This is a genomic window from Raoultibacter phocaeensis (assembly GCF_901411515.1).
Classification (GTDB): Bacteria; Actinomycetota; Coriobacteriia; order Coriobacteriales; family Eggerthellaceae; genus Raoultibacter; species Raoultibacter phocaeensis.
Genome location: NZ_CABDUX010000001.1, coordinates 1,765,731 through 1,788,507, shown reverse-complemented (window position 1 = coordinate 1,788,507; position 22,777 = coordinate 1,765,731). Strand labels below are relative to the sequence as shown.

The window sequence follows — 22,777 nt, the reverse complement described above, 5'->3', positions numbered from 1 at the left end:
ACGTGCGTCGCTGCACGGCCCGAAAACGCCCTGACCAAGCTGTTTTTTATTAGCCACGATCGTAAGAGGTGATTGCCATGAGCATTACCGTCACCGGACGCAAAATGCCTGTAACCGAAGCACTGCGCCAGTATGCCGAAGAAAAAATCGGGAACTCCATGAAAGTCATGGACATCGATCCCCTCGTTGCCGAAGTAGTGCTGTTCGTCGAGAAGAACCCGGCGAATCCGCGTCCTGCCGTATGCGAAGTCACCCTGCGCACCAAAGGCCACATCATCCGCGTCGAAGAAAGCGAAGAGGACATGTACGCGGCCATCGACGTCGCCGCTGCTAAGGTAGTTCGCCAACTGCGTAAATACAAGACCCGCGTCGTCGACCGCAAAGTCCGCGCCGGAGCGGAGAAAGCAGCACCCGACGCCATTCCCGCAACAGGCGCGAGCCTCGATGAGCTCATGGAAGAGCTTGCCGACGACGAGGTCGTGCGCGTGAAGGAAATCGAGTTCGAGCCGCTGACCGAAGAAGAGGCGCTCGTGAAGATCGATCTTCTGGGCCACGATTTCTTCGCCTATACCGATCGCGACTCCAATCTCGTAAACGTGTTGTACCGTCGCGACGACGGCGGTTATGGTCTCTTGAAGCAGACCGAAGAGTAAACACAGCGAGCGTGCAACTCGCCTCAGCTCGAACAGCGCCCGGAAGCATATCGCTTCCGGGCGTTTTTTACGGCACCTCGGATTCGAACACCGGCTTCACGGGATCTTCCCGAACCGTACCCGCGCGCACTTCGACCAGATCGAGCAGCTCCTGCTGCGAATGGATGCCGAGCTTGCGGTAGATGCTGTATACGTGGCTTTTGATCGTCTCTTCCGAAACCACGAGCTCTTCGCTGATGAACTTGCGGTTCCTGCCACGCGCAAGCAAAGCGATGATCTCCGATTCGCGCGGCGTCAGATTGTTTTCGACAGTCAGCAGCCGTGCCACGCTTTCGAGGGCGCGATCGGTGCTGACCGCGCTCGCGGGACGTGCGATCCCCCACCCTGTCGTCAGGTTCCGGTTGCTCATCATGAAAAGCGCTGCCATGAGCATGACGAAGCAGACGATCATAGCTGTAATCTGAATCCAGTACGCCGAATCCGGCTGCTGGACGAGGACGCTCGTCGCCGTTCCGCCGACCAGCTGGCCGAGCATAAGGCAGCATGTCGGCCACGCGACCACCCACGTTGCCGGAAGATCGAAGTTCTTCGTAAGATACGAGCACAGGCCCCACATCACCAGGTGCACGAAGCAGAAACCCACGAGTTGAAACGACTCCCCGATCGCCGGAAAAGGCTGCACTATGGCGATGAGCAGAGCCCCTGTTGCCATGATTCCGAATCCAACCTGGTAGATCAAATGGTTGAAATCCATCTTGACGAAGATGGCCGACAAAAACAGTAGAAGCGCCGCAACCACGAACGAAAGCGCATTGATTAGCACTGCCTCTGAGCTTCCCCCTTGTTCAATCGCGCTGCCGAGAAGAACGCCGAGCGCGAGTCCGTGCAAAAGCGCCGTTACGAGAAACTTGTAGGGCACGTTGAGCTCGGCTTCGAGGCCGTGCTCGAGCAGTGTCTTTTTAGGAAGGCGTCGCATCACCCGGTAGAATCCGATGGCAAGCGGCACGGGTATGGCAACGAACAGAAGCTGCCCGATAATCGTGGGGAGAAACGCGAGCGCGCATACGATGAGGGCCGATGCGAGCATGGCGACAATCCCGTGAAACAGGACCTCCTGAGGTCCGAAGTATCCGAACACCCTGCCCCATTCGAGAAGCAGACACGCCGTTCCGAGCCCGACACCGAGCGATCCGGCTCCGTAGAACGCGCAGGCCAGAGGCGTATCGAGCGATGCGCCGTACCCGTTGATCCACACGAAGCACAGCAGGGCGCCCGCCGCCATGCACCCGGCAACCGCCCCGATGTACCAGCGCTTTCCGAACAAGAAGTTGACGCGCTTGAACCACATGCCGAGGACCAGATAGGTGACAGCGCTCAGACTGACCGGCCCCACCCACGAAGGAAACAGCCATCCTGAATCGAGCTCGACCGAAGGAAAGAACAGCGGGCTCTGAAACGCCATGTTCACCCACGTCCAATACAGCATGAGCGCAACAAGCAGCGCGGGGTGCGCCGCGATGCTCGCATACAGCCGCTGCACGACGCGCGTGCGTTCCGACTGCTCGTTGATAAGGGAATTGGCTTTCATGCCAGACATCCATCTCTCTGCCGCTTGAGGGCACTCGGTGCTCCTGCAAATCGAAGGCCAGCAAGACACGATACGGGTGCGCTCCGCCCTGCCGTCGGCTTTCCTGCGCGCGCTCGCTAAGCCCAGCGTAGCAAAACGGGAACATCCGTCCTCCCCCGAGTCGGGGGAAACGGACGTTTTCGGCCTCTTCCCCCGCTGCTGGGGAAGACCATGATACCGCAACGAGGCAGACTTCCTTTTAGGGATCAGGTTGCCGATCTGCAATCCAATGGTTAACGCGATCATCGACTTGAAACCGCACGGTCATCCGTTCTCAACGGGCGGGTGGAAGAATGGAAAGCTGCAACGGCAATCCATTCTGGAAAGGAAGTGGACCAATGTTGAGGGAGGAAGAAACCATGGACAACACTAAGCACATCGAAGAGGAACCCGTTACCTGCTCCGAGAAGCGAAGCGGCATCTCACGCCGCGCCTTCTTGACCGGCGTTGCCGGCGTCGGCGCAGTTGCCGCAGTCGGCGCGCTCGCCGGGTGCAGCCCGCAGGATCAGGCGGCGACGGGAACGGGTTCGAACTCGAATACGGACGCGGGATCGACGGATTCGTCGGGTTCGACGACCACGCCCGAGGCGCCCGCCGCGCCCACTCAGATCGATAAAACCTACGACACCGATCTGCTCATCGTCGGCGGTGGCGGAAGCGGGCTTGCCTGCGCCGTTCAGGCAGCGCTCGACGGCACGAACTTCATTCTCATCGAGAAGAACAGCCAGCTCGGCGGCAATGCGAGTTTCGTCGAAGGCATGTTCGCCATCAATTCGTCGATGGCCGAAGAGCAGGGAATTCACGTAACCGCCGCCGAAATCGTGGAAGACGAGCTCGTACGCGGACAGCACCGCCAGAATGCGGCGTTCTGGCTCGACCTGTGCAACAAATCGGCAGAGAACATCGACTGGTGCCTTGACCAGGGCGTCGAATACAGCGGTACGATCGACGACTACTACGGCGGCCTGCATCCCACGTTCCATTGGTTCAAAGACGGCAAAGCCGCGGTCGGCTACGTCGAGCCCATGATCAAGCGCATCGACGATCTGGGCGTCGAGGTGCATTTGAGCACCGCCGCCACCCAGCTCATCATGCAGGACGGCAAAGTGGCCGGCGCCTACGCCGACGGCCCCGACGGCACCACCCAGTACAACGCGAGAGCCGTCGTGTTCGCAACGGGCGGCTTCGGAGGCAACCCCGACCTCATCGAGAAGCAGGGTTGGGATATCGAGCACCTCTTCGTCGTGGGCTCCCCGAATGCCGCAGGCGACGCGTACACCATGGCAATGGCCGTGGGCGCGAAGGACTTCATGCCCGACTCGTGCCAGTCGATCCTCTACAATATCCCGGCACTTCCCCCGATCGACTTCCACAACGACTCGCAGAACCCCGTGAACGGCTACTTCGGCATCGCCGCGGGCGGTCCGGTGCTCTGGGTGAACGAGCAGTGCCAGCGCTATTCCCGCGAGAATCTCACCGATGACAACCTCGTACTCCAGTGCATCCCCGGCAAGCAGAACATCGCCAACTACGTGGTATTCGACCAGAACATCTTCGACACGTACTTCGGCACGACCGACGATGCGAAGAAGATGTTCGACGATGCAGTCGAAAGCGACGGTGGCGATACGCTCGTGAAGGCCGACTCGCTCGAAGAGCTTCCTGCGGCGTTCGATCTCGATAAAGACGCGTTCATGGCGACGGTCGACCGCTACAACGAGCTCTGCGAACTGGGCACCGACGAGGATCTCGGCAAATCCCCCGAAGATATGATCGCCATCGAAACCGGTCCGTTCTACATGGCCAAGCTCGGCTACAGCTACTTCTTCGAGTGCGGCGGCGTCACGACTGACATCGAGCGCCGGGTGCTCGACGACAACCATGACCCGATTCCCGGCCTGTATGCGATCGGCAACGACGGCAACATGAACTACCGCCACGTGTACACGATCAACATGCCCGGCACTGCCTTCGGCAACCAGGTCAATTCCGGCCGTGAAGCCGCCCAGAACGCAAAGACGTATCTGGCAGGATAAGGCGAACCTAGCACGCACGTCTGCACAAAAGGCAGCATCCATCGCGGATGCTGCCCTTCGTTGTTTGACGAGAGCGTCGCACGCTTCCTCTATGCGAGTTTTGTCCTGCGGATGGTCGAGTTGCTGGTCACAGTAATACTCGCCATAATGGACAGGCTCCCGTCCAAGAAAGACAAGGAGCCCCATAACTAGATCCGAACCGCCGAGGCGATCCGAGAGCCGTGCGGAGCCAACAACTCCGTGCGGCTCGACCGCTAGTATACGAAAAAATCCCTCAGTCGCCAACGGGTAAATCGAGAAATTCTGCAGACCACCCCTCTCGCTCGTCGACTCGATCCTCCATGCTATAATCAATTTAGTTTGACTATCAAAGTATTATTACGGCGCTCAATTGAGCGGGCAGAAGAACGGAGCATCATGGGTTGCGCGATCATCGGCTGTGGCAAATCCCTCCCTGCGCTAGAGGTCCGAAACGACGAGCTGCGCGCTCTCGTAGACACCAACGACGAGTGGATAACCACCCGTACCGGCATCAAAAGCCGCCATATCGCCGTGAGCGAATCCAACGCCGATCTCGGCGAGGCCGCTGCACGCCGAGCGCTCGGTTGGATGTGTGGCGGATTTGCGGAGTGCCGTATCGATGCGGCAGACATCGACCTGATCGTATGCGCCACGGTCACGCCCGATGCGGTAGTGCCCTCTGCAGCTGGGTTGTTGCGCCGTCGGTTGGGGCTCACCCGAGCCGTAGCGTTCGATCTGAACGCCGCATGCTCCGGATTCGTGTACGGACTCACCGTAGCCGAAAACATGATGGCCGCCTCGGCTCCATCCACCGCGGGCGCTGCGGGGCGCAACCCCGTGCGTCGTGCACTCGTGGTAGGATCCGAACGCCTCACCCGCCTCACAAACTGGTCCGACCGCAACACATGCGTCTTGTTCGGCGATGGTGCCGGCGCTGCCGTTCTGGAGTGGGACGATGCGCGCCCCGGAATCATCAGCAGCTATATCGTTAACGAAGACGATGCGACCAATGCTCTCACCTGCGCCATGTCCTTCGATGCACCGCAACCTTTCGACGAAAACGGCATATCGCACACAGCCGCCCGATCCGACGATCCCGGACTTGCGCGAACCGATGCCGAGCTGGGCATAACCGAACTCGTCGAAGCAGGTAGGCCGCGGCAGACGCTTTACATGAGCGGTCAGAAGGTGTTCAAATTCGCAGCCGAAGCAATGACGGTAGCCGTTCACCAAACGCTCCAGCGCGCAAACCTTTCGCTTGACGACATCGCCTGCGTCGTGCCGCATCAGGCAAACGAGCGCATCATCAAGTACGCCGCAAAGAAACTCGGCAAGCCGATGGACTTCTTCCAACTGTCCATCGAAAACACCGGCAACTCGTCAGCAGCGAGCGTACCCATGGCGCTCGCCGATGCGTACGCCGAAGGCCGCATCCGCCCTGGCGATAAGGTAGTCCTCGTCGCTTTCGGCGGCGGCTTCACGTCGGGTGCCGTGCTGTTCGAGGCGTAAGAACGCCGATGCACTGCGGGTCTGCCCGAGAAGGACGGCTCGCAGCGCACTTGGCCCGAGGACGCAACAGCGCCTTCATACAGAAGGAGCTGTTCATTACGAACAATACGGTGAAGGCGCATGTGAAACACATTTACCAGAAGCTCGGTGTCTCGAGCCATCAGGAGCTAATAGACTTGGTAGACGGAGAAAAGCGGTAGCCCAAGCTATCGCGGCTCGTGTAATCCATGATAGAAGCAAGGTTTCCTGATCGGAAGCTTCATCGGTTACGATAACCTGAATTCCCCCGCATCGTCGGAAGGCCCCGGTCGGGGCCTTCCGCATCATCTGCAGAACTTGGTTCGTTTACGCAATCGGCTCGTCGAACGTGCCCATGATCTGCTTGACGGCGAGAATGCCGCCCGTCGCCGCGCGGGAAAGAGAGAAGCCGCCGAATCCGACCACGGGATAGTCGTAGCCGAAGAACGAGCCCTGCACGTTGCCGGCTGCGTACAAGCCCTCAATGGGCTCGCCTGCCTCGTTGAGCACCTGGCAATGCTCTTCGCATGCAAGGCCGCCGCACACCGCAAGCTTTGCGGGCATGCGTTCGATGGCGTAGAACGGCGCATCCTTGATGCCGTTGAACACAAAGAATTTGCTGTCCATGCCGAAATCCTCATCGAACCCCTTGTCGACCAGCTCGTTGTAGCGCTCGATCGTAGCCTTGAGCTTTGTCGCATCGAGCCCCGCTTGCTTTGCTAGATCGTCGATCGTATCGGCCTTGAGGATCTGCCCTGCTTCAACCCCCGCCTCGAGCGCTTTTGCATCGCCCGGACGGCCTCCGTTCGTGTATTCGGTTGCATGCTCAAGCAGATGCGAATCGATGATCTGGAATGCGCGGTGCTCGGGCTGCATCGCCACCGCGGTAGCAAGGTGCTGGTAGCCGACGTTCTCGTTGGTAAACCGCTCGGCGTTGATGTTCACGTGGAGCCACGGCACAGCCGAAAACGGCGCCGCCCCCTGCGGCAGTGGGCTCGGGTCGAAGTGCATCATGAGACCAACCGACGGCAAATCCATCTTGGCGCCTGCCCACATCCCCATCTTGTGGCCGTCTCCCGTATTGCACGGAACCGCATGCAGTGTGGGGATATCGAGCATGATGGGACAGTACGCTTCGAGCATCTCATCGTCATCGGAGATGTCACCTGTGCAGAGCACCACACCCTTCGAGGCATTCACCTGCACGTACCCGCCGCCCTTCTTCTCGCCAACAGCGCCCTTGACCGCTCCCGCCTCGTCAACGACGAGCTGCACAGCAGGCGTATCGAAGAGGAACTGCACGCCGTTTTCCTCGGCCTTCTCGCCCATCGCCTTATACAGATCGGCGAAAGCCTTGTAGCGGGTGGACATATCGTTGTCATAGAGCCAGCGGTACGCCACGTATCCGTCGACGATGGCGGGAGACGCCTGCGGTTCGGGGATGTTCTCGATGATGAGCTTCGAGCATTCGCCCGTGCGCTCGAGCACGTTTCGCACAAGCGTCAGGTTCGCCTTACCGTTCGCAAGATCGGCGAACGCCTGCATGGTCGACGGAATATCCCACTTGATGCCCTGCTCGGTACCCCATTCGTTGTTCCAGGTGCCGAAGCCCTGACCGTTCGTCTGCACCGACGCCTCCTTCTGCATGACGACCGTGCTTATGCCTTCAAGCCCTGCATACATGGCAGCGGGCACGCCTGCGGCTCCCGCGCCGATGATGAGCACGTCGCAGTCGATTGTCTCGGCGATGTCGGTGATGGGCTCGGGTTTAACCGACCAGCTCCACCGTCCTTGCATCTGGCCACCCGTATCAGCGTCTGCACCTGCGCTCGGCGCATCCGCTTTCGCCGGCGCGCTTTGCGATGCGCAGCCAACGAGCCCGGCTCCCGCTACAACCGTTCCCGTCGCAAGCGCCCCTTTGAGAAAGCTTCTCCTCGATATGGTTTCCTTAATGATTTCCTTCATGGTTCCCTCCTGAGATCGCTGTCGCTTCGGCCGCTTTCGATTCCGCAAGCCGATGGTCACATCGTAGAAGCCTGCACTCGCACGCGCATCGCCCGGTCTCGTCCGATGCGGGGGGATTTTCGAAAACGCGTCTCCCCCCTTCGGGCAAAACAGGGGGGATTTTCTTATCCGCGCCTACTAGAACAACCTCCGTACCGTATAATCTCTTGAGTTGATTTACGCGATACAGGGAGGTTCGCGTGATCCAGGATGGCACGAAAAGCCTGATCGATAGGCTATGGGATAAGATTCCACCCACCCCGTTCTGCTTTTTGGGCATGGGTATCTTTCGCGTATGGACGGGAACGGTCAACGATAGCGCAGCGTTTCCGCTCGTCGATTTCAGCACATACGGATACTTCGATATCGTGACCGCCGTGTTCCTTGTATGCCTTGCCGCGCTTTCGCGCTGGATCGTTCCGCTGTGCAAGAAACCGTTTATCTTCCCCATCACGGGACTGCTCATGATAGCGTGCGCGTGCATGCGGTTCTACACCGTGCTCCACCCCGAACTCGCGCCTGCGCTCACCACCCCGGCGCTCTTCCTCGGCGCGTTGGGCGTCGGGCTCATCCTCATGCTCTGGTCGGAATTTTATGGCTGCATCAACCCGCTTCGCGTGGCATTGTACTATTCGGCGGGCATCATCGTGAGCGTGTTCATCCTCTGGATTTTCAAGGGGCTCTCGTTCTATTGGCTGTGGGCGGGAACCTGCATCGTGCCCGTCGTCTCCCTCGGCTGCTTGTGGCGTTCGTACAAAACGCTTCCCGAAGACGAATACCCCCACGCAAGCTGGGGAAAGTTCTCGTTTCCCTGGAAACCGATCCTCGTCGTATGCCTGTACTCGTTCGCGTTCGGGCTGCATGAAAGCATCTTCCACGGTTACTTGAGCTACAGCGCCGGCGAAGGCGATCTGTTTGCAGCTCTGTTCGTGTATTTAGGCATCATGCTGCGAAGGGAAACGTTCAATTTCTCGCTTATATGGAAGTCCGCGATGCCGCTCATGCTGCTTTCGCTCGTGCCGTTCGGACTGCTGTTTCCCGGCGGCTCCTGGCTCACCGACGTGAGTGCCGTGACAAGCTACACGCTTTATACCATTCTGATCGTGGTGATCCTCAGCAACCTCTCCTACCGCTACGGCGTGTGCGCGCTCTGGATCTTCGGTATCGAGCGAGCCGTGCGCCTGATCGCGGTTCAGGCCGGAATCGGAGCGAGCCAGTTCATCTGGATAGCCGACACGCCCCAAAGTGCCGCCTTCGTACCGACCACCGTCATCATCGCCATCATCATCACCGTCGTGACGAGGTTTTTCTTCTCCGAGCGGCAGCTTTCCTCGCCCTGGGGCGTCCTTTTGAAGCAACCGCTCGACAAGAACCGCGAAGAGTACCTCGAGAAGAACCGCATCGGCATGAAATGTCGCGAGCTCGCGAAACAGTACGACCTCACCACCCGCGAAGAGGAGATTTTGCTCCTACTCTGCATGGGAAAGAAGCCCGCGGCGATAGAAGATGAGCTCTATGTGGCGAAGAGCACGGTGAAGACCCATATCAAGCACATTTACCAGAAGATGGGCCTTCACTCGCGCGAAGAGCTGTTCGAACTCGTGGGCGTTAACCCACGCGAAACGGGGCCCTCGGCATAGGGCGCTCGGGCAAAGCGCACTGGGCCTTAGCGCAATATGACCTGCCAGTTCGGGGTAGGTAGGGTATTTCAATCGCCGCTTTCCCGTTCGCCCACATAGCGTTCGAGACGCTTGAAATCACAGCAGACAGCGCTCATGTGGGGGTCTTCGCCCGACGTGGCCCTGTGGTAGACATGCTGTGCTTTCGAGATGATGCGCTTGGCTTTGCGGTTGCAGTAGACGAGTTCTTCGAGCAGAAGACGTTTACGTTTGTAATCTTCGAGGTTGAAATCCTTAACCGTCCCATATCTGCTTCCAATCGGTGTATGCAGGATACGTATCGAAGATACTACGACCCGATCCGCACGCCCGCTTCCGGCATCTGCACACCCGCAAGCAAGCTCCGCGCTAGTGCGCGCTCTTCACCCAACCCAGGTACTCGGCCCTGATAGGCAAGCCGAGCGCTTCGGCCATGGCACGCAAATCGTCATCGGTTACTGCGAAATCGATTGCATCGCCACCGTTTGCGGCACGGGCGGCAAGGTAGATGCCCGCTGCCTTCTCGATCGTATCCATGATGCCGAACGCAGTGTCGAAATCGGGACCCGTCGTAAACGTGCCGTGCTGCGACCAGACAACCGCAGGATGCGTTTCCATTTCCTTGCTTGTAGCGACGGCGATATCCTGGCTCCCAGGAACCATCCACGGCACGGCACCGACTCCGCTCGGCAGCACAATGGCGCATTCGGTCATGCTCTTCCATAAAAGCACCGAAAGATCGCGGCTGTTCGGCTGTTCGAGCAGCGTCACGGCGATGAGATTCGGGGTATGTGCATGGTAGACGACGCGGTTCTCGCCGTTCGTGACCGCCTTGCGCACGGCATGGATCATGAAGTGGCTCGAAAACTCGCTCGTAGGCCGCCCGTTCGGCAAGCCCCACACGAGCCGCCACGCATCGCCCGCCGCAGATATCTCGACGATTCCGATGTTCTCGGACGGATCGAGGGGAATGGTGCGGAAGTGCCGACCTGCTCCAGTGACGAGGAAGTACTCGCCGCGCAAGCTATCGGCCTGAATGCCCATGGGCACCCACTCCCCCGGCGTCTCGGCGAAAAACGAACGGCACGCAGAAACCTCTTCGGGCTTCATGCGGTAGCTCAGGTTACCGCCGTTGCTTTCGTGCCAGCCCTTGAGCCAGCCGTCATGGCACAGGCGCGTAAAGGCTTTGACGAATGCACGCTGCTCGATGGAAGTCTCGGATACGACGGTACGGGCTTTCGAAATGCCCTTATCGAAAAGGCGCGCAGCGTCGTCGAAGAAACTTTGAGCGCTTGAAGGCTGCGCGTTCTGGGGGTTCTGGGAGGTCTGGTTGTCCATACGGTCTCCTCACGTCGAAGGTGCCTGCCGCATACGTGCCGCAGGCCGTCTTCGATCATGGTACCGCAGAAACACAAAGTCGTGCGGCTACTCGCTGCACCTCGACAAAAACGCCTTGGTACGCTCGTTTCTCGGATCGTTCACGAGGCTTCTCGCATCGCCCTCTTCAACGATCACACCGCCCTCCATGAAAATGATGCGGTCGGCCACATCGCGTGCGAAATTCATCTCATGTGTGACGATGACCATCGTCATATGCTCGGCCGCCAAGTCGCGTATGACCTTCAGAACCTCTTGGGTAAGTTCGGGGTCGAGCGCGCTCGTGGGTTCGTCGAAAAACAGCACGTCGGGATTCAAGGCAAGCGCACGAGCAATGGCCACCCGTTGTTGCTGTCCGCCCGAAAGCTCGCAGGGCACCATGTCCTCTTTGCCCACAAGGCCCATCTTTGAAAGCAGTGTGCGCGCATGCGCCTCCACCTCGCCTTTCGGGCGCTTCTGCACATGAATCGGTGCATCGACGATATTCTTCATGACCGTGTAGTGCGGAAACAGGTTGAAGTTCTGGAACACGAGCCCGAAGCGCGTCTTCGCTTCCCTTTGTTCGGTCTTTCCCGCATACACCGCTCTACCCGCCGCGTCGCTTTTCGCAACGACGAGGTCGCCGTAGGCAAGCGTTCCACCGTCAAGCGTTTCCAGAAGCGTCATGCAGCGCAGAAGCGTCGATTTTCCGCCGCCCGACGGCCCGATGACGGCGACCACTTCACCCTTGTGCACTGCAAGCGAAATGTCTTTGAGCACCGGGGTGTCGCCGAAGCTCTTCCGGGCATTGTCGATCGAAACGACGGTTCCATCAGTGTGCATGACAGCTCTCCTCGCGCTTCCGGGCTAATCGTGGTAGTAGTTCATGTTCTTCTCGATGCGGGTCAGTATCATCTCGACGATGAAGTTGAACACCCAATAGATCACGCCGGCGATCACGTACGGGATCATGCTCACCTGCGACGCGGCAAGCGCCTTGGCCTGCGAGAACATTTCCATAATGCCGAGGACGAACGCGAGCGACGTATCCTTTACGAGCGTGATGATCTCGTTTCCCATGGCGGGAAGGATGCGCTTGATCACTTGGGGCAGCACGATTTTCATGAACGTTTGCGCCCGCGAATAGCCGAGCACGCTCGCCGCCTCGTACTGACCGCGCGGAATGGACTGGATGCCGCTGCGGTAGATTTCGGCGAAGTACGCCGCATAGTTGATGATGAACCCGATAGAACAGGCAATGTACTTCCAATCGGGTCCCAGCTGGAGTCCGAACAGGTAGTACGGGCCGAAGCAGAGTGCCATGAGCTGGAGCATAAGCGGCGTGCCGCGCATGACCGAAATGTAGAAGCGCGTAATCCAGGCGATGGGCTTGAACCTGCTCATACGGCCGAATGCGACCACGACTCCGAGCGGCAGCGCTCCGATGAGCGTGGTGAAGAATATCTGGGCTGTGAACAGCAATCCCGAAAGCAGGATCTCCATCATCGTCGCAAATTCCACCGTTCAGCCTTTCTCAACGCAAGGACGGGCGAGGAATGCTCCCCGCCCGTTCGCCATCTTCAATCCGCATGCGCACCGCGCGCGGCATTCCAGCGCGCACCTCTGCATGGTTCTACTTGAGCACCCAGTTGTCGTAGGATACACCAAACTCGGCGTACTTGTCGCACAATTCCTTGACGGTGCCATCGTCGTACATGGCCTTAAGGGTTTCGTTGATCGTGTTGGCAAGCTCGGTATCGCCCTTCTTGAAGCCGACGGCATAGTGCTCGGTCGACAGCGGGTCGAGCTGCATGTAGGCATCGGGCTTCGCTGCCATCTGGTAGGCCGCAATCGAAAGGTCGCAGGCTACCGCATCGACCATGCCCGATTCGAGCTGCATGAACGCGTTGTTGTAGTCGCCGATGGTCTGAAGCTCTTTGAGCGATTCTTTGAGAGCGACCATATCGGCGTTCTCATCATCGTTGAGCACGTCGAGCGCAGCCGAATCCACCTGCGTGATGACGGTCTTGCCCGCAAGATCGTCGAGCGACGCGATACCGCTGTCAGCCTTCGCGACCACAACCTGCTCGTTGAGCATGTACGGCTCGGAGAACAGATAATCGTCCTCACGGCCCTCCATGGTAAAGCCGTTCCAGATGCAGTTGATGGATCCACTGTTCAGAAGCGCATCCTTAGCATCCCAATCGATGGGTTCGAGCTTGAGCTCCCAGCCGTTGCGATCGCAGACCTCCTTCGCCATATCGAGGTCGATACCGGTGAAGTTTCCATCGTCGCCGACGAATCCGTAGGGCGGATAGCCCTGGTCGAAGCCGACCGTAAGCGTGAACGCCTCGGTGCCTGCGGCATCGCCTGAACTGTCGCCCTCGCTCTTCGCCGGCGCATCGCCGCCCGAGCAGCCGGCAAGCAGTGCGGCCGACAGGCACAGCACACATGCCATACCGATGATGGTCAAAAGCTTTTTCTTCATGTCCTGCTTCCTCCGTGTTGTCTCTCGCATCGGTGCGAATCTTCGTTTTCGCCTTCGATTGGGCAACGATCCGTCGAAACCGCTCGATCGGAGTCGGTACCCGCCGCGAAGATCCGCGTAGATGCTGCACCTTCCCTATCGCTTTACCACTCTACTTCTTTACTGTGCTAAAGCACCACGAAGTATAGCATACCGAACGTGCTAATGATGAGAATCGCGCGCCGAGATTCGGGCGACGGCGATGCGCGCGCGGCGGGAGCGTACGGACGGATGGCGTCTGCTGGAAGCGCAGGCTTTGTCCCGCTATACAGCCCGATTTCTAGCGGGCGTGCATCCGCGAGAAATCGATGGGAGCAACCTCGGTGCGCCACATACAGCAAAGTTTCCCGTCATCGGTATCGCTCGACGGTTCGATTAGCTCGACTTTGTGCGCGCCTTTATACGACCAGAACCCCCCGACGTTGTACACCTTCCCGGCATCCCATCCGAGGTGGATGAGCAGCTGCTTCATCTGGCCTGCGTACCCGCCCGCCCCGCACAGCAGAAAGATCGCCTTATCTTTCGGAAACAGGTCGTCAAGCAGTGCTTCCGATTCCCAGTACGCGGGAACAGCAGTCGCGATTGAGCCGTCCTCGGCCCATTCGACCATCCACGCAGCAGGGCCGTCGTACGCGTTTGCCACCGGCAAAGGCGGAAGCGTCGCAACAAAGGGAAACGGAACGACCTTGAAACCCTCGATAGTCGCTGTGAGATCGGGGTCTCCCCCCATGGAGGCGTAATCAGCGGGGTCGAACAGCATGCGTACATCGCGGTACGCCACATCGTCGCGACCAAGCCATTCGTCGATCGTATCGACGGTGATCGCGCGATCGATGCCGAAGTCGCTTTCCGGATTGGGATCGGCCGGCGGCAACGCTTGAGCCGCATCGAGCGAGGGGGCGTCCTGCGTACCATCCCGATCCGACGATCCGCCATCGGAAGCAGTTGAGGCGTCCCGAGCATCGCGCGGAGAACTCGAGCCGCAGCCGACGGCCAGCGCTCCTCCTATCGTAGCGACCCCCGTCGCAAAAGCTCCTTTAACAAAGCTTCTTCGATCCAAGTCACTCACCTCCGACAAGCGCGTTTTCGACAGCCTCTTTCAACCCCATGCTCGTTACCGTAGCGCCGGCAACTCCATCGACTTCGAACGTGCCCGCTTCGGCCATCCTCTTTGCCAGCGTTTCGAGCGCAGCACCTCCGATGTCGGCATACTCGCTTTGGCGAAGCACCTCTACCGAACGCACGGCGCCTCCTTCCGAAGAGACTTTCACCCACAGTGGACCGCCGAGACCTTCACCTACCCCCATCGACTCGCCCAACGCGAGCCCTTCGGCATCGGGCTTTTCGTCGTAGACGGAAACCTCCCCCGATCCCGGTCCGCACGCCAACCCGTCCGAAGCGATATCGAACGCATCGTCCTTGTGCGCTGCGGCTTCTTCACCGGCGATTTTTCCGAAGACGATGCATTCGGAAAGATTACCGCCGCCTTGGGCGTTGCGTGCCATGATACTTCCGAATTCGCCTGCGGCATACAGATGCGGTATAGGGGCATCATCGCAGTCGAGCACTTCGGCGCGAGCCGTGCGCTCGGGTCCCCCGTTCGTGCTGACAACGGAGGGGAATACCCGGACCGCATAGTACGGTCCCTCGCCAAACGCCCGCATGGCCTCGGCTTTACGCCCGAGCGGATCCGCTCCCGATTTCGCAGCGCCGTTAAACGCCTCGATGGTCGCCGAAAGAGCAGCTGCGTCGAGTGAAAACGCATCCGCAATGCCCCAGAGCGTATCGGACTTGACTACCTTGCCCGATTCGACTTCCGCCGCAAGATCCCCGCTCCAATTAGGAAAGGGCTTGGCAAGAGAGCCCTCCGCCATTGCCTGGCGCTGAGCCTCGTCGAACACGAAGACGTTCGTATCGGGGCGAGGGGGAACAACCCACGTTCCGCCAACGAGCACGCGCCCATGGCGCTGCTCGAGGTCCTCGGCAATATAGCGCTTCGCATCTCCTCCGATCAACACGACCGACCCAGTCGTGAAGAACTCGATGGAGTCGCCTATGCTGCGCATGCGATCCTCTTCAGGCGCAAGTCCCACGCCTCCGCTTTTCCACGCGTTCATATGCCAGAGCTTCGCACCGACCGCCTGGGCCATCCGCACGCCGTCGCCTTCGTTGTAGAGCGTTCCCACCGGCAGCCCCTTCGGCGCATCGATGGTCTGCTGAATCAACGAAACGTTGTTCTCGTATCCACCGGGTGCCATGATCACGCCGCCGCGAGCGGCGATGTTGAGCTTTTTTCCCTCATGCTCGATTTCCACACCGACGATTGCCTTTGTGTCCGGGTCTTGGATAAGTGCCGTAACAGGGGACGAATACCAGCAGTCGATGCTATCCTTGCGGGCCACCACGCTCTTTTTGAGGAAGCGCCACAAAGCCGCATCGTTGATCGACGTGCCGATGAGGTTTGTGCGAATAGCCGAAGCGCCAGGCAGCTCGGGAAAATCGACGGATAGACGCGGGAGGTTGTCGAGGGCGGGGATAACCGCAGAGGCTATCGCGGGAGCCTGAGGCGAAGGCATGGGAGGCGCATCCTCGGATACGCCATCCAAGCTTGCGCCGCACTTCTTGCAGTTCGTCGCATCGAGGCTGTTCGACGCCCCGCACTTCGGACAGATGATCGTGCTTTCAGCATCGACGCTCGGGGGTCTAAAACACATGGGGCATCCTCCTTACGTGCGCTCGCGGTTCGCCGCGATCACGCTGATGTCTTCGTCGGTCACGTCGGTCACGTCGAGCAGCTCGGATGGGTCGAGGCCCCATCCGATAAGCGTATCCCGTAGAGCGCACAAGCCCTCGGCATACACATCCACAACGTCTTCGGGCACCGAGTACCCGCTGCAGAGCGCCTGATGATACGCAACGGCCTCATCCTTATCCTCTGCCGAAACGAAGAGCTGGGAACTGTACCTGCTGTTCCCGCCTTCGCTGCCTTCGGGCGCTTTGTCGGTGACAAGGACGCTCGCACCGCTTTCCGCAGCCGAAATGGCCGCAGCGGCCCCGGCCGCGCCGAAGCCGACCACGACGACGTCGAAGGCGCCGTCCCAGGATATCTCTTCCAGTGCAGCCGGTCTCGAAGGCTCCGATTGACCCGATGTGCACGATCCCAACACCGCGGTGCCCAGACCCCCCAATCCGACTGCTGCACTCACCTTGAGAAACGTTCTGCGCGAAGTCGTCGGCTGTTCCATGGCTTCCTCCATACCGTATCGCGTATCCGACGCCGCTACTGCACCAGCGTCGCCACCGCGTTTGCCACCACATCCGCATGCAATCCTGCCATAAGAATCAAAAACCGCAAGGCGCACCCGCCCAGAAGGGCACCAGCCGCACCGACAACGGCAAGGCTATCGGAGCTTTTCGAACGCATCGCCAAACCGACGACAGCCGCAATCAAAGGAAGCGCCAATCCGCATGCCACCACAAGCCCCCAGAAGTACGGGGCAAGCGCTCCCCCGATGAGCAGTTCGGCCGATGCACTGCCTGCAGCCGCAACCGCAGCGCTTGCGGCACCACCGGCGAGCATGGTGTTCAAAAGCACGAACAGCACAACGAGCTCAGCAACCACCAAAACGATCACGCACCGCTTAAGCAGTGTATGGGCTTTATGCGATTGAGGGGTTCCCGCACGCTTGCGGCCGAGCGCAACAGCGATGATTTCGACGAGCGCAACGCCCGTATCGAGTGCCGAAACCGTAAACAGACAGGGCAGCAGAAGCGTATTCCACAAAGGTACCCCCGGCGCCGACATGAGAAGCACGCCTGTGTACACCGCCACGACAAGACCCAGCACGATACCCAAAACCGCAAGGACGGTGCGCGCTGTTTTCAGCCTTTTCGAAGCCTTCTTCCATTTTTTGGTGAGCACCGCTACAAATTTACCCGTTGTCAGCAGAGCCATGAGCCCGAACACGATAACGGCCGCAAACACCGCCCACGCGCCGAATGTCATCCACGACGATCCGTTGCTGAAGCTCTGCCATAAAAGCATGCCGCGCAGCGGATTCGTCAACTCGGACAAAAGCAGCAGCAACCCGACGACCAAACTGATAGTTGCCGCCCACGCTGCTATGCAAATCGTTTTCTCGTTGTTCTTTCGATCGTAGAAATACAGCACGGCAGCCGTCACGAACGCGCCTGCGCCCATGCCTCCCAGAAACAAATACAGGGCTGGCTGCCACCCCCAAACCGATTGCAATTCAGCCATCGATTACCTCCTCGTTTGCTTATCGAGCACATACCGTTTCATCTGCATCACGATCCGTACGCGCCTATTGCAGCAAATACGAAGGGCCCGTGGGCGAATCGATCTGCTTTGCTCTTCCGCCCGATCCAGCCATAAGCTCCTCGAGCGTGCCGTAGTGCAGTGCACGGAATTTGCATGCCCTCACGCAATAGGGCTTCTCACCTAACGCGACGCCCGCAGAAAGGCAGCAATCGCATTTGTCCATACCTACGGACGTATAATGAGGGACGCTGAAAGGACACGCCTGGTAGCAGTACTTGCATCCGATGCAGCGATCGGGATCGACCGATACGACGCCGCCGTCGCCCTTGGTTATCGCGCGGGCAGGGCACACTGTCGCACACGCGGGCTCTGCACAGTGCATGCATCCGGTGGAAACGTACACGGTCTGGCTCGAAGCGGTCGTATACTGCGTTACCGTTCGGCGCGCTGGTACGTTTTCGGGCGTGTTGTTAGCACGGCGGCATGCCTGCACGCACTCTTGGCAATCGACACAGTTCGACGTGCGGACCAGAAAACCGTACTGGTCGCCGCTTTGAACCGCAGCAGAGCCTTTCCCGTCTTGCGCCAAAGCCTGATCATGCGGCAAGGCCAACGCGCCGCCCGCGAGAGCCGACACGCCAAGCACGGCAGCACCCTGCAAAAGGGTACGCCGCGGAATACTCGTATCGTCTTGCATGTTTTCTCCATTCTCTTACAAAGCGTTGACCGTCTTGGTTCGACGAAACAAAGCTTTTCGCATTCAACGCGTTTGTGCGCCGAGTGCTCGATGCGCAGTATATAATTGCTTATGCACGCGCACCGACCCATCGAAAGGAGCCCCATGATCGCCCCCGTCCAAGGTAAAGTCGGCCAACCTGTCACCTTCGAAGGTTATGCCGATGACTACGGCAACCATATCGTCGCTCTCGAGTTCTCTCTTGACGGCGGTAAAACCTGGGCCGTGCAAGACACGAGCGATTCGAACCCCGATCTCATGATCCACTGGACGTACACCTACACACCCGAAGAAGAGGGAACGTATCAGCTCAAGGTTCGCTCCGTCACCGAAGATGGGCGGAGAACCCCTTTAGCAGCCGTCGCCGATCTCTACGTAGAGGCATAAGGCACGTCGTTTATCGTATTTTCAACGGGCCTCGCGTGGCAAATCGCTCACGCGAGGCCTTTTTGCTCCGGGAATCAGCCCCGAATAGAACTGTTTAACCAATCGCAGAGCGAACGCGATGAGGCGCTATCCGACCGAGGCTGAGAGCAAACCAACGTTGGGACTGTTGGGATATTCCCTGTTCTCGCCAGGATTCGGCGGAACCACCTCTTCGGTCGTAACACGAATCTCGGTGATATCGCGCACAAAGTAGTTCGCAGAAGCACCGGCCATCCATAGCTGGTTGTTTCCGCCAACCGAAGCCGACAGGTCCTCGCCGTTGATCTCGAATGAAATCACGCTGTGACGGCCCACCACGTACGCGAGCGGCATCGAAACCTCCGTGCCATCCGATGATATGAAAGCGATCGTGTTCACGTCGGCATGGGCACCGGCGCGGCCTACGAGATAAGAAACTGGAATGCCCTTGACGTCGGCCGTGATGATAGCTTTGCCATCGGAGGGGTTACCGCCGCACGAGCACGTCATTGTTTTCTGAACTGCCTGCTCCTGAGCGAGTTCGTCGACGGTAGCCGTAAAGGCGTTGTCGACATCACCGGAGACCGAGAGCTTCCACTGCAAGGGGTTGACCTCCGCGAAGTCGGTCGTTGCGTTGCACAGTGCATTCGTCGCCGTGCGAAACACATCGCGGATGACGGAATTCGGCGTGATGGTCGTCTGATCCCACGCGAACCGACCCTCCGCAGCATCCGCAGCAGTATACGCGCTCGAACTTTCACCCGATTGCTCAATGGATGCATCAACGTTTTGCGCCTGGTCGATTGCTGCATCGTTCGGGGTGGCCGCCAAGGCGGGAGCCGCACCAGCGAGCAACATCGAAGTCGCTGCTACCGCACTGACGGCTATCTGTTTTTTGTTTGCCATGAATGTCACCTCCGCTATTTCACGTTCAGCAAGAACTGGGTATTGATGCCGTTCACGCGCTCTGCTCCGTCAGGCTGGATGCTCGTCGTACGGATGTCGAGCAGATAGGCACCCTCGCTCGGCGGCGTGAACTTCATACGCCAATACGTCCAGTACTGAGGATCATTGTTCGGAGTCTCAAGCGTCGTCCACGTTTGGCCGTGATCCCAGGAGAACTCGACCTTCTGGATAGGCTCGTCGAATGCATCGGCAAAGCCTTCCAGGGTAAGCTCGGTGCCAGCCGCTCCTTCGAGCACAACGCCTGAGGGGTAGTTGAGCACCGCGCTGTTAGGTTTATCGGCAGGAGCGCCGTCGAGACCCGCATCTTCGAATCCGCCGAGGAAGTAGCCCGATGCGGTGAGGTCTTCGGTCGTCTCGATGAAATTGACGCCCGTGCTCACCTTGAACACGCCGCCTGCAGCCGATCCGCCCGCAGTCCAAACGGAGCACGGATAACCCTGGGTGTTCGGCAGCGTTTCACCGTTCATTTCGATGACAAGCAGCGAATCGTTCTCGGTCATCGCCGTGAAGGGGATGTTGTAGGTTTTGCCGACATTGGGATACGGATCCTCGGTCAAGAACTCGACGGCGTTTACACCGTTCTTGGGTTTGACGTAGTCGATGATGGCCTGCATGGGCACGCCTGTTACTTCGTTCTGCGTGATGACGGCATTGCCCGCACCGTTGATCGTGCACTGCTGCTTCATGACGGAGGTTTCGGTTCCGAACTTCTCGACGAGCTCGGGAAGCGTCATCGAGATCGGGTTCTCGACCTCGCCGCCGACCGTGAACACCCAGTTGTCGAACAGCTCGGGATCCATGAAGCTGTCGTCGGTGCGCCAGTTGCTCGGATAGAAATCGCCGTACTGCTTGATGCTCTTGTAGAACACGTCGTCGAGTTCGGTTACGGTATCCTGATCGTAGGTCACCGAAAGGTCGGCCTCGCTTGCCGCAACATCGGTGATACCTTGGTACAGGTTGTACTTTTCGTAATCCCAGCGTGTGAAATCGCCGTTCTCGTCAACATAGTGGCACGAATCGCAGGTACCGCCCCTGTTCTCGAATAAGTCGTTGCCCAAGTGCGTCCCATGGATGCTCGTACGCAGCGGATTCGCCCAGATGTGACATGCGAAGCAGGTGGATACCGTTATCTCCGTCGGATAACCGCTGAAAATGGTTCCATGGTACGTATCCATCATCATGAGCGCATCCTCAAGCGTATGGCACGAGGTACACCCGCGGTCGTCGGCGTTCAGGTAGCTGATGTTCCAGCCCTTATCGTCGCTCGGAACAGGCTGAACCGTAAAGCCGTTGCGGTCGACGTAGCTGAACGGTACGTTCTTCTCTGCATTCTCCGCATCGAGGTTCTGATTGATGCCGCTCGGAAACTCCGCGACGTTGTCCTTGTATCTTCCCTCGGCGGCGTAGTCAACCGTCGCCGCTCCCGTCTCAGGTGTCTCGGCAGCCTCCTCGTTCACCGTAGCCGCATGAGAGCAGCCTACCATGGCGAAAAGAGCGAGAGCGATCGCCACCGTGGATAGCTGAATCTTTCGATTCGCGATGAAGTGCTTCATCCCTTCCATTTCTCTCCTTCCCGTATGCGTTCACAACAAACAAAAAAGATGAATTCTCGTCGCATCCTCCCCCTTGTCCATCTTCCGGCTTTTCTCAGCGGATCGGATAGCAGCTTCCGATCGGTGCCCTTCGGTTCGCCGCGAGAAGAACCGCAGGTGAGAAGAGAGCCTAAACGCACATTTCCCAGTGTTTTGGATACGATTCCGCTCTAAAACGCAAGCCCGTTTGCATCCTGTCCACTGATTTTCCATCGATATAATATCATATATCATACAAATACATGATACTTATCGTAGTATCGTATGATTCTTTTTTAAGGATAATAGGAAGAACGTCCTAAGGGCGGGTTGCCACGCACCCGTCGCATGCATCTGTCGTGTTTCCTCATCGATGAAAGGTCGTCGGAGAAAACAAGCGCCGTGATCGAATACATCGTCCGATCGCGGCGCTTCATTGATTGCTTGGAGCCTTGAGGCTCAAGGAGATACGGTAACCTAGCGTTTCGTGATCTTTTCCAAACCCTCGAACGCTTCGGATAGGGCGCTTGGGATCACTACGAGCCCCCCTTTGTCCTTCACGCTTTCAGACACGAAACTCATGGCGCGCAGCTGCAAGGCAGCATCCTCTTCCTTGTACGTTCGGGCGGCATCCACAAACATTTCGGACACTTCCTTCTCGACCTCGGCGAGAATGATGCGCGCATTGTATTCCCGCTCCGCCCGCGCTTCGGCCGAGAGCGATTCCTGCAACTCTTCGGGAATTTCGATATCCCTAATCTCCACCGAGACGATAGTTATCCCCCATTCGCTTGTTTTCCGTTCGAGAATGTCGGCGATCTCCTTGTCGATCTGTGTGCGGCGCACGCCCATCTGCGCGATACCGACGCCACCCATGACGTCGCGCAGCGTTGTCTGAGCTATCCAGAACACAAGCCGTTCGTAATTGCGCATCTCCGAACATGCCTTGCCCGCATCCCACACCATCCAAAACAGCACCGCATCGACATCGACCGGCACGAGGTCGGAAGTGAGCACGTGCTCGGCCTTGAACGCAGTCGACCTCATACGCAAATCAACCGTCGCAGCAGAATACTCAACGAAGGGGATCATGAAGATGAGTCCGGGACCTGCTACGCGGTTGAATTTGCCGAACCTGAGCACGACAGTCCGCTCCCACTCGAGCACGACATGAGCGCAGCTGAACAAAACGATGCCTGCCGCAATACCGAGCACGACAAGCGGAATCGAAGCGAAGTACCACGCCGCAGCGAAGAACAGCACCGCAACGCCTACCGCGAGAAGCCACCGGAGGAGCACCGCGCCAAAGCGGCTCGTCGCCGTGTCCTCGAACATGCCATCTTCGTCGGTAATCTCGGGCTCGGCATTGAATTCGGGTTCGTCAGGTATGGTTCTCGCCATGATAATA

The 22,777-nt window shown here is 58.7% G+C and carries 21 protein-coding genes; 6 read left to right on the top strand and 15 right to left on the bottom strand.

What is annotated here, in order from left to right; translation table 11 throughout:
* Positions 1-77 precede the first annotated feature (77 nt).
* On the top strand, positions 78-653 hold the full coding sequence (gene hpf, locus FJE54_RS07145) for a ribosome hibernation-promoting factor, HPF/YfiA family (RefSeq protein ID WP_139651999.1): 576 nt from the start codon (positions 78-80) through the stop codon (positions 651-653).
* Positions 654-720: 67 nt separating this feature from the next.
* Here hpf and FJE54_RS07140 read toward each other — a convergent pair whose 3' ends face one another.
* Complete coding sequence (locus FJE54_RS07140) at positions 721-2,241, bottom strand: response regulator transcription factor (protein WP_139651998.1); 1,521 nt, start codon at positions 2,239-2,241, stop codon at positions 721-723.
* A gap of 398 nt (positions 2,242-2,639) precedes the next feature.
* Here FJE54_RS07140 and FJE54_RS07135 point away from each other — a divergent pair, with 398 nt between their 5' ends.
* From FJE54_RS07135 to FJE54_RS07125, 3 genes are all read left to right on the top strand, one after another.
* On the top strand, positions 2,640-4,316 hold the full coding sequence (locus tag FJE54_RS07135; RefSeq protein ID WP_139651997.1) for an FAD-dependent oxidoreductase: 1,677 nt from the start codon (positions 2,640-2,642) through the stop codon (positions 4,314-4,316).
* Positions 4,317-4,733: 417 nt separating this feature from the next.
* A complete protein-coding gene (locus tag FJE54_RS07130) occupies positions 4,734-5,846 on the top strand; it encodes a beta-ketoacyl-ACP synthase 3 (protein WP_139651996.1) in 1,113 nt (370 codons plus the stop codon).
* Positions 5,847-5,854: 8 nt separating this feature from the next.
* Positions 5,855-6,046 carry a response regulator transcription factor gene (locus tag FJE54_RS07125; protein WP_139651995.1) on the top strand — a complete coding sequence of 64 codons (192 nt, stop codon included), beginning with the start codon at positions 5,855-5,857 and terminating at the stop codon, positions 6,044-6,046.
* Between the two features lie 145 nt (positions 6,047-6,191).
* Here FJE54_RS07125 and FJE54_RS07120 read toward each other — a convergent pair whose 3' ends face one another.
* Positions 6,192-7,829 carry an FAD-binding protein gene (locus FJE54_RS07120; protein ID WP_139652256.1) on the bottom strand — a complete coding sequence of 546 codons (1,638 nt, stop codon included), beginning with the start codon at positions 7,827-7,829 and terminating at the stop codon, positions 6,192-6,194.
* Between the two features lie 239 nt (positions 7,830-8,068).
* On the opposite strand from FJE54_RS07120, the gene FJE54_RS07115 reads away from it, so the two are divergent.
* Positions 8,069-9,508 carry a helix-turn-helix transcriptional regulator gene (locus FJE54_RS07115; RefSeq protein ID WP_139651994.1) on the top strand — a complete coding sequence of 480 codons (1,440 nt, stop codon included), beginning with the start codon at positions 8,069-8,071 and terminating at the stop codon, positions 9,506-9,508.
* Positions 9,509-9,576: 68 nt separating this feature from the next.
* Here FJE54_RS07115 and FJE54_RS16435 read toward each other — a convergent pair whose 3' ends face one another.
* From FJE54_RS16435 to FJE54_RS07065, 10 genes are all read right to left on the bottom strand, one after another.
* Entirely contained in the window at positions 9,577-9,807 is a 231-nt protein-coding gene (locus tag FJE54_RS16435; protein ID WP_369406388.1) for a type III toxin-antitoxin system ToxN/AbiQ family toxin, read from the bottom strand.
* An 88-nt stretch (positions 9,808-9,895) separates the two neighbouring features.
* Positions 9,896-10,864, bottom strand: coding sequence for a rhamnulose-1-phosphate aldolase (gene rhaD, locus FJE54_RS07105; RefSeq protein ID WP_139651993.1), 969 nt, complete (start codon positions 10,862-10,864; stop codon positions 9,896-9,898).
* Positions 10,865-10,951: 87 nt separating this feature from the next.
* On the bottom strand, positions 10,952-11,725 hold the full coding sequence (locus FJE54_RS07100; RefSeq protein WP_139651992.1) for an amino acid ABC transporter ATP-binding protein: 774 nt from the start codon (positions 11,723-11,725) through the stop codon (positions 10,952-10,954).
* Positions 11,726-11,749: 24 nt separating this feature from the next.
* Positions 11,750-12,403, bottom strand: a complete 654-nt coding sequence (locus FJE54_RS07095) for an amino acid ABC transporter permease (RefSeq protein ID WP_139651991.1) — start codon at positions 12,401-12,403, stop codon at positions 11,750-11,752.
* Positions 12,404-12,515: 112 nt separating this feature from the next.
* Complete coding sequence (locus FJE54_RS07090) at positions 12,516-13,370, bottom strand: transporter substrate-binding domain-containing protein (protein WP_139651990.1); 855 nt, start codon at positions 13,368-13,370, stop codon at positions 12,516-12,518.
* A 319-nt stretch (positions 13,371-13,689) separates the two neighbouring features.
* Complete coding sequence (locus FJE54_RS07085) at positions 13,690-14,469, bottom strand: hypothetical protein (protein ID WP_139651989.1); 780 nt, start codon at positions 14,467-14,469, stop codon at positions 13,690-13,692.
* A 1-nt stretch (position 14,470) separates the two neighbouring features.
* Positions 14,471-16,123: an FAD-binding protein gene (locus FJE54_RS07080; protein ID WP_139651988.1), complete on the bottom strand. Its 1,653-nt coding sequence runs from the start codon at positions 16,121-16,123 to the stop codon at positions 14,471-14,473.
* Positions 16,124-16,135: 12 nt separating this feature from the next.
* Positions 16,136-16,654 carry a twin-arginine translocation signal domain-containing protein gene (locus tag FJE54_RS07075; RefSeq protein ID WP_180326617.1) on the bottom strand — a complete coding sequence of 173 codons (519 nt, stop codon included), beginning with the start codon at positions 16,652-16,654 and terminating at the stop codon, positions 16,136-16,138.
* 35 nt (positions 16,655-16,689) lie between these two features.
* Positions 16,690-17,670 carry an NrfD/PsrC family molybdoenzyme membrane anchor subunit gene (gene nrfD, locus FJE54_RS07070; RefSeq protein WP_139651987.1) on the bottom strand — a complete coding sequence of 327 codons (981 nt, stop codon included), beginning with the start codon at positions 17,668-17,670 and terminating at the stop codon, positions 16,690-16,692.
* A gap of 64 nt (positions 17,671-17,734) precedes the next feature.
* Positions 17,735-18,388: a 4Fe-4S dicluster domain-containing protein gene (locus tag FJE54_RS07065; RefSeq protein ID WP_139651986.1), complete on the bottom strand. Its 654-nt coding sequence runs from the start codon at positions 18,386-18,388 to the stop codon at positions 17,735-17,737.
* Positions 18,389-18,532: 144 nt separating this feature from the next.
* Here FJE54_RS07065 and FJE54_RS07060 point away from each other — a divergent pair, with 144 nt between their 5' ends.
* The gene (locus FJE54_RS07060; RefSeq protein WP_139651985.1) at positions 18,533-18,814 is read left to right on the top strand and encodes an Ig-like domain-containing protein; all 282 of its coding nucleotides are present in this window, start codon (positions 18,533-18,535) and stop codon (positions 18,812-18,814) included.
* Between the two features lie 126 nt (positions 18,815-18,940).
* Here FJE54_RS07060 and FJE54_RS07055 read toward each other — a convergent pair whose 3' ends face one another.
* From FJE54_RS07055 to FJE54_RS07045, 3 genes are all read right to left on the bottom strand, one after another.
* Positions 18,941-19,738: a molybdopterin-dependent oxidoreductase gene (locus FJE54_RS07055; protein WP_139651984.1), complete on the bottom strand. Its 798-nt coding sequence runs from the start codon at positions 19,736-19,738 to the stop codon at positions 18,941-18,943.
* A 14-nt stretch (positions 19,739-19,752) separates the two neighbouring features.
* Positions 19,753-21,360 (bottom strand): molybdopterin-dependent oxidoreductase, encoded by a 1,608-nt coding sequence (locus FJE54_RS07050; protein WP_139651983.1) that lies wholly within the window; start codon positions 21,358-21,360, stop codon positions 19,753-19,755.
* A gap of 486 nt (positions 21,361-21,846) precedes the next feature.
* Positions 21,847-22,770 (bottom strand): slipin family protein, encoded by a 924-nt coding sequence (locus FJE54_RS07045; RefSeq protein ID WP_139651982.1) that lies wholly within the window; start codon positions 22,768-22,770, stop codon positions 21,847-21,849.
* Between the last annotated feature and the right edge of the window lie 7 nt (positions 22,771-22,777).

Bases quoted from the DNA above. Each gene is read 5' to 3' on its own strand.
- FJE54_RS07080 (WP_139651988.1), bottom strand. From the start codon at position 16,123: ATGTGTTTTAGACCCCCGAGCGTCGATGCTGAAAGCACGATCATCTGT.
- FJE54_RS07130 (WP_139651996.1), top strand. From the start codon at position 4,734: ATGGGTTGCGCGATCATCGGCTGTGGCAAATCCCTCCCTGCGCTAGAG.
- FJE54_RS07050 (WP_139651983.1), bottom strand. From the start codon at position 21,360: ATGGAAGGGATGAAGCACTTCATCGCGAATCGAAAGATTCAGCTATCC.
- FJE54_RS07100 (WP_139651992.1), bottom strand. From the start codon at position 11,725: ATGCACACTGATGGAACCGTCGTTTCGATCGACAATGCCCGGAAGAGC.
- FJE54_RS07055 (WP_139651984.1), bottom strand. From the start codon at position 19,738: ATGGCAAACAAAAAACAGATAGCCGTCAGTGCGGTAGCAGCGACTTCG.
- FJE54_RS07140 (WP_139651998.1), bottom strand. From the start codon at position 2,241: ATGAAAGCCAATTCCCTTATCAACGAGCAGTCGGAACGCACGCGCGTC.
- FJE54_RS07120 (WP_139652256.1), bottom strand. From the start codon at position 7,829: ATGAAGGAAATCATTAAGGAAACCATATCGAGGAGAAGCTTTCTCAAA.
- FJE54_RS07045 (WP_139651982.1), bottom strand. From the start codon at position 22,770: ATGGCGAGAACCATACCTGACGAACCCGAATTCAATGCCGAGCCCGAG.
- FJE54_RS07135 (WP_139651997.1), top strand. From the start codon at position 2,640: ATGGACAACACTAAGCACATCGAAGAGGAACCCGTTACCTGCTCCGAG.
- rhaD (WP_139651993.1), bottom strand. From the start codon at position 10,864: ATGGACAACCAGACCTCCCAGAACCCCCAGAACGCGCAGCCTTCAAGC.
- hpf (WP_139651999.1), top strand. From the start codon at position 78: ATGAGCATTACCGTCACCGGACGCAAAATGCCTGTAACCGAAGCACTG.
- FJE54_RS07125 (WP_139651995.1), top strand. From the start codon at position 5,855: ATGCACTGCGGGTCTGCCCGAGAAGGACGGCTCGCAGCGCACTTGGCC.
- nrfD (WP_139651987.1), bottom strand. From the start codon at position 17,670: ATGGCTGAATTGCAATCGGTTTGGGGGTGGCAGCCAGCCCTGTATTTG.
- FJE54_RS07075 (WP_180326617.1), bottom strand. From the start codon at position 16,654: ATGGAACAGCCGACGACTTCGCGCAGAACGTTTCTCAAGGTGAGTGCA.
- FJE54_RS07060 (WP_139651985.1), top strand. From the start codon at position 18,533: ATGATCGCCCCCGTCCAAGGTAAAGTCGGCCAACCTGTCACCTTCGAA.
- FJE54_RS07065 (WP_139651986.1), bottom strand. From the start codon at position 18,388: ATGCAAGACGATACGAGTATTCCGCGGCGTACCCTTTTGCAGGGTGCT.
- FJE54_RS07090 (WP_139651990.1), bottom strand. From the start codon at position 13,370: ATGAAGAAAAAGCTTTTGACCATCATCGGTATGGCATGTGTGCTGTGC.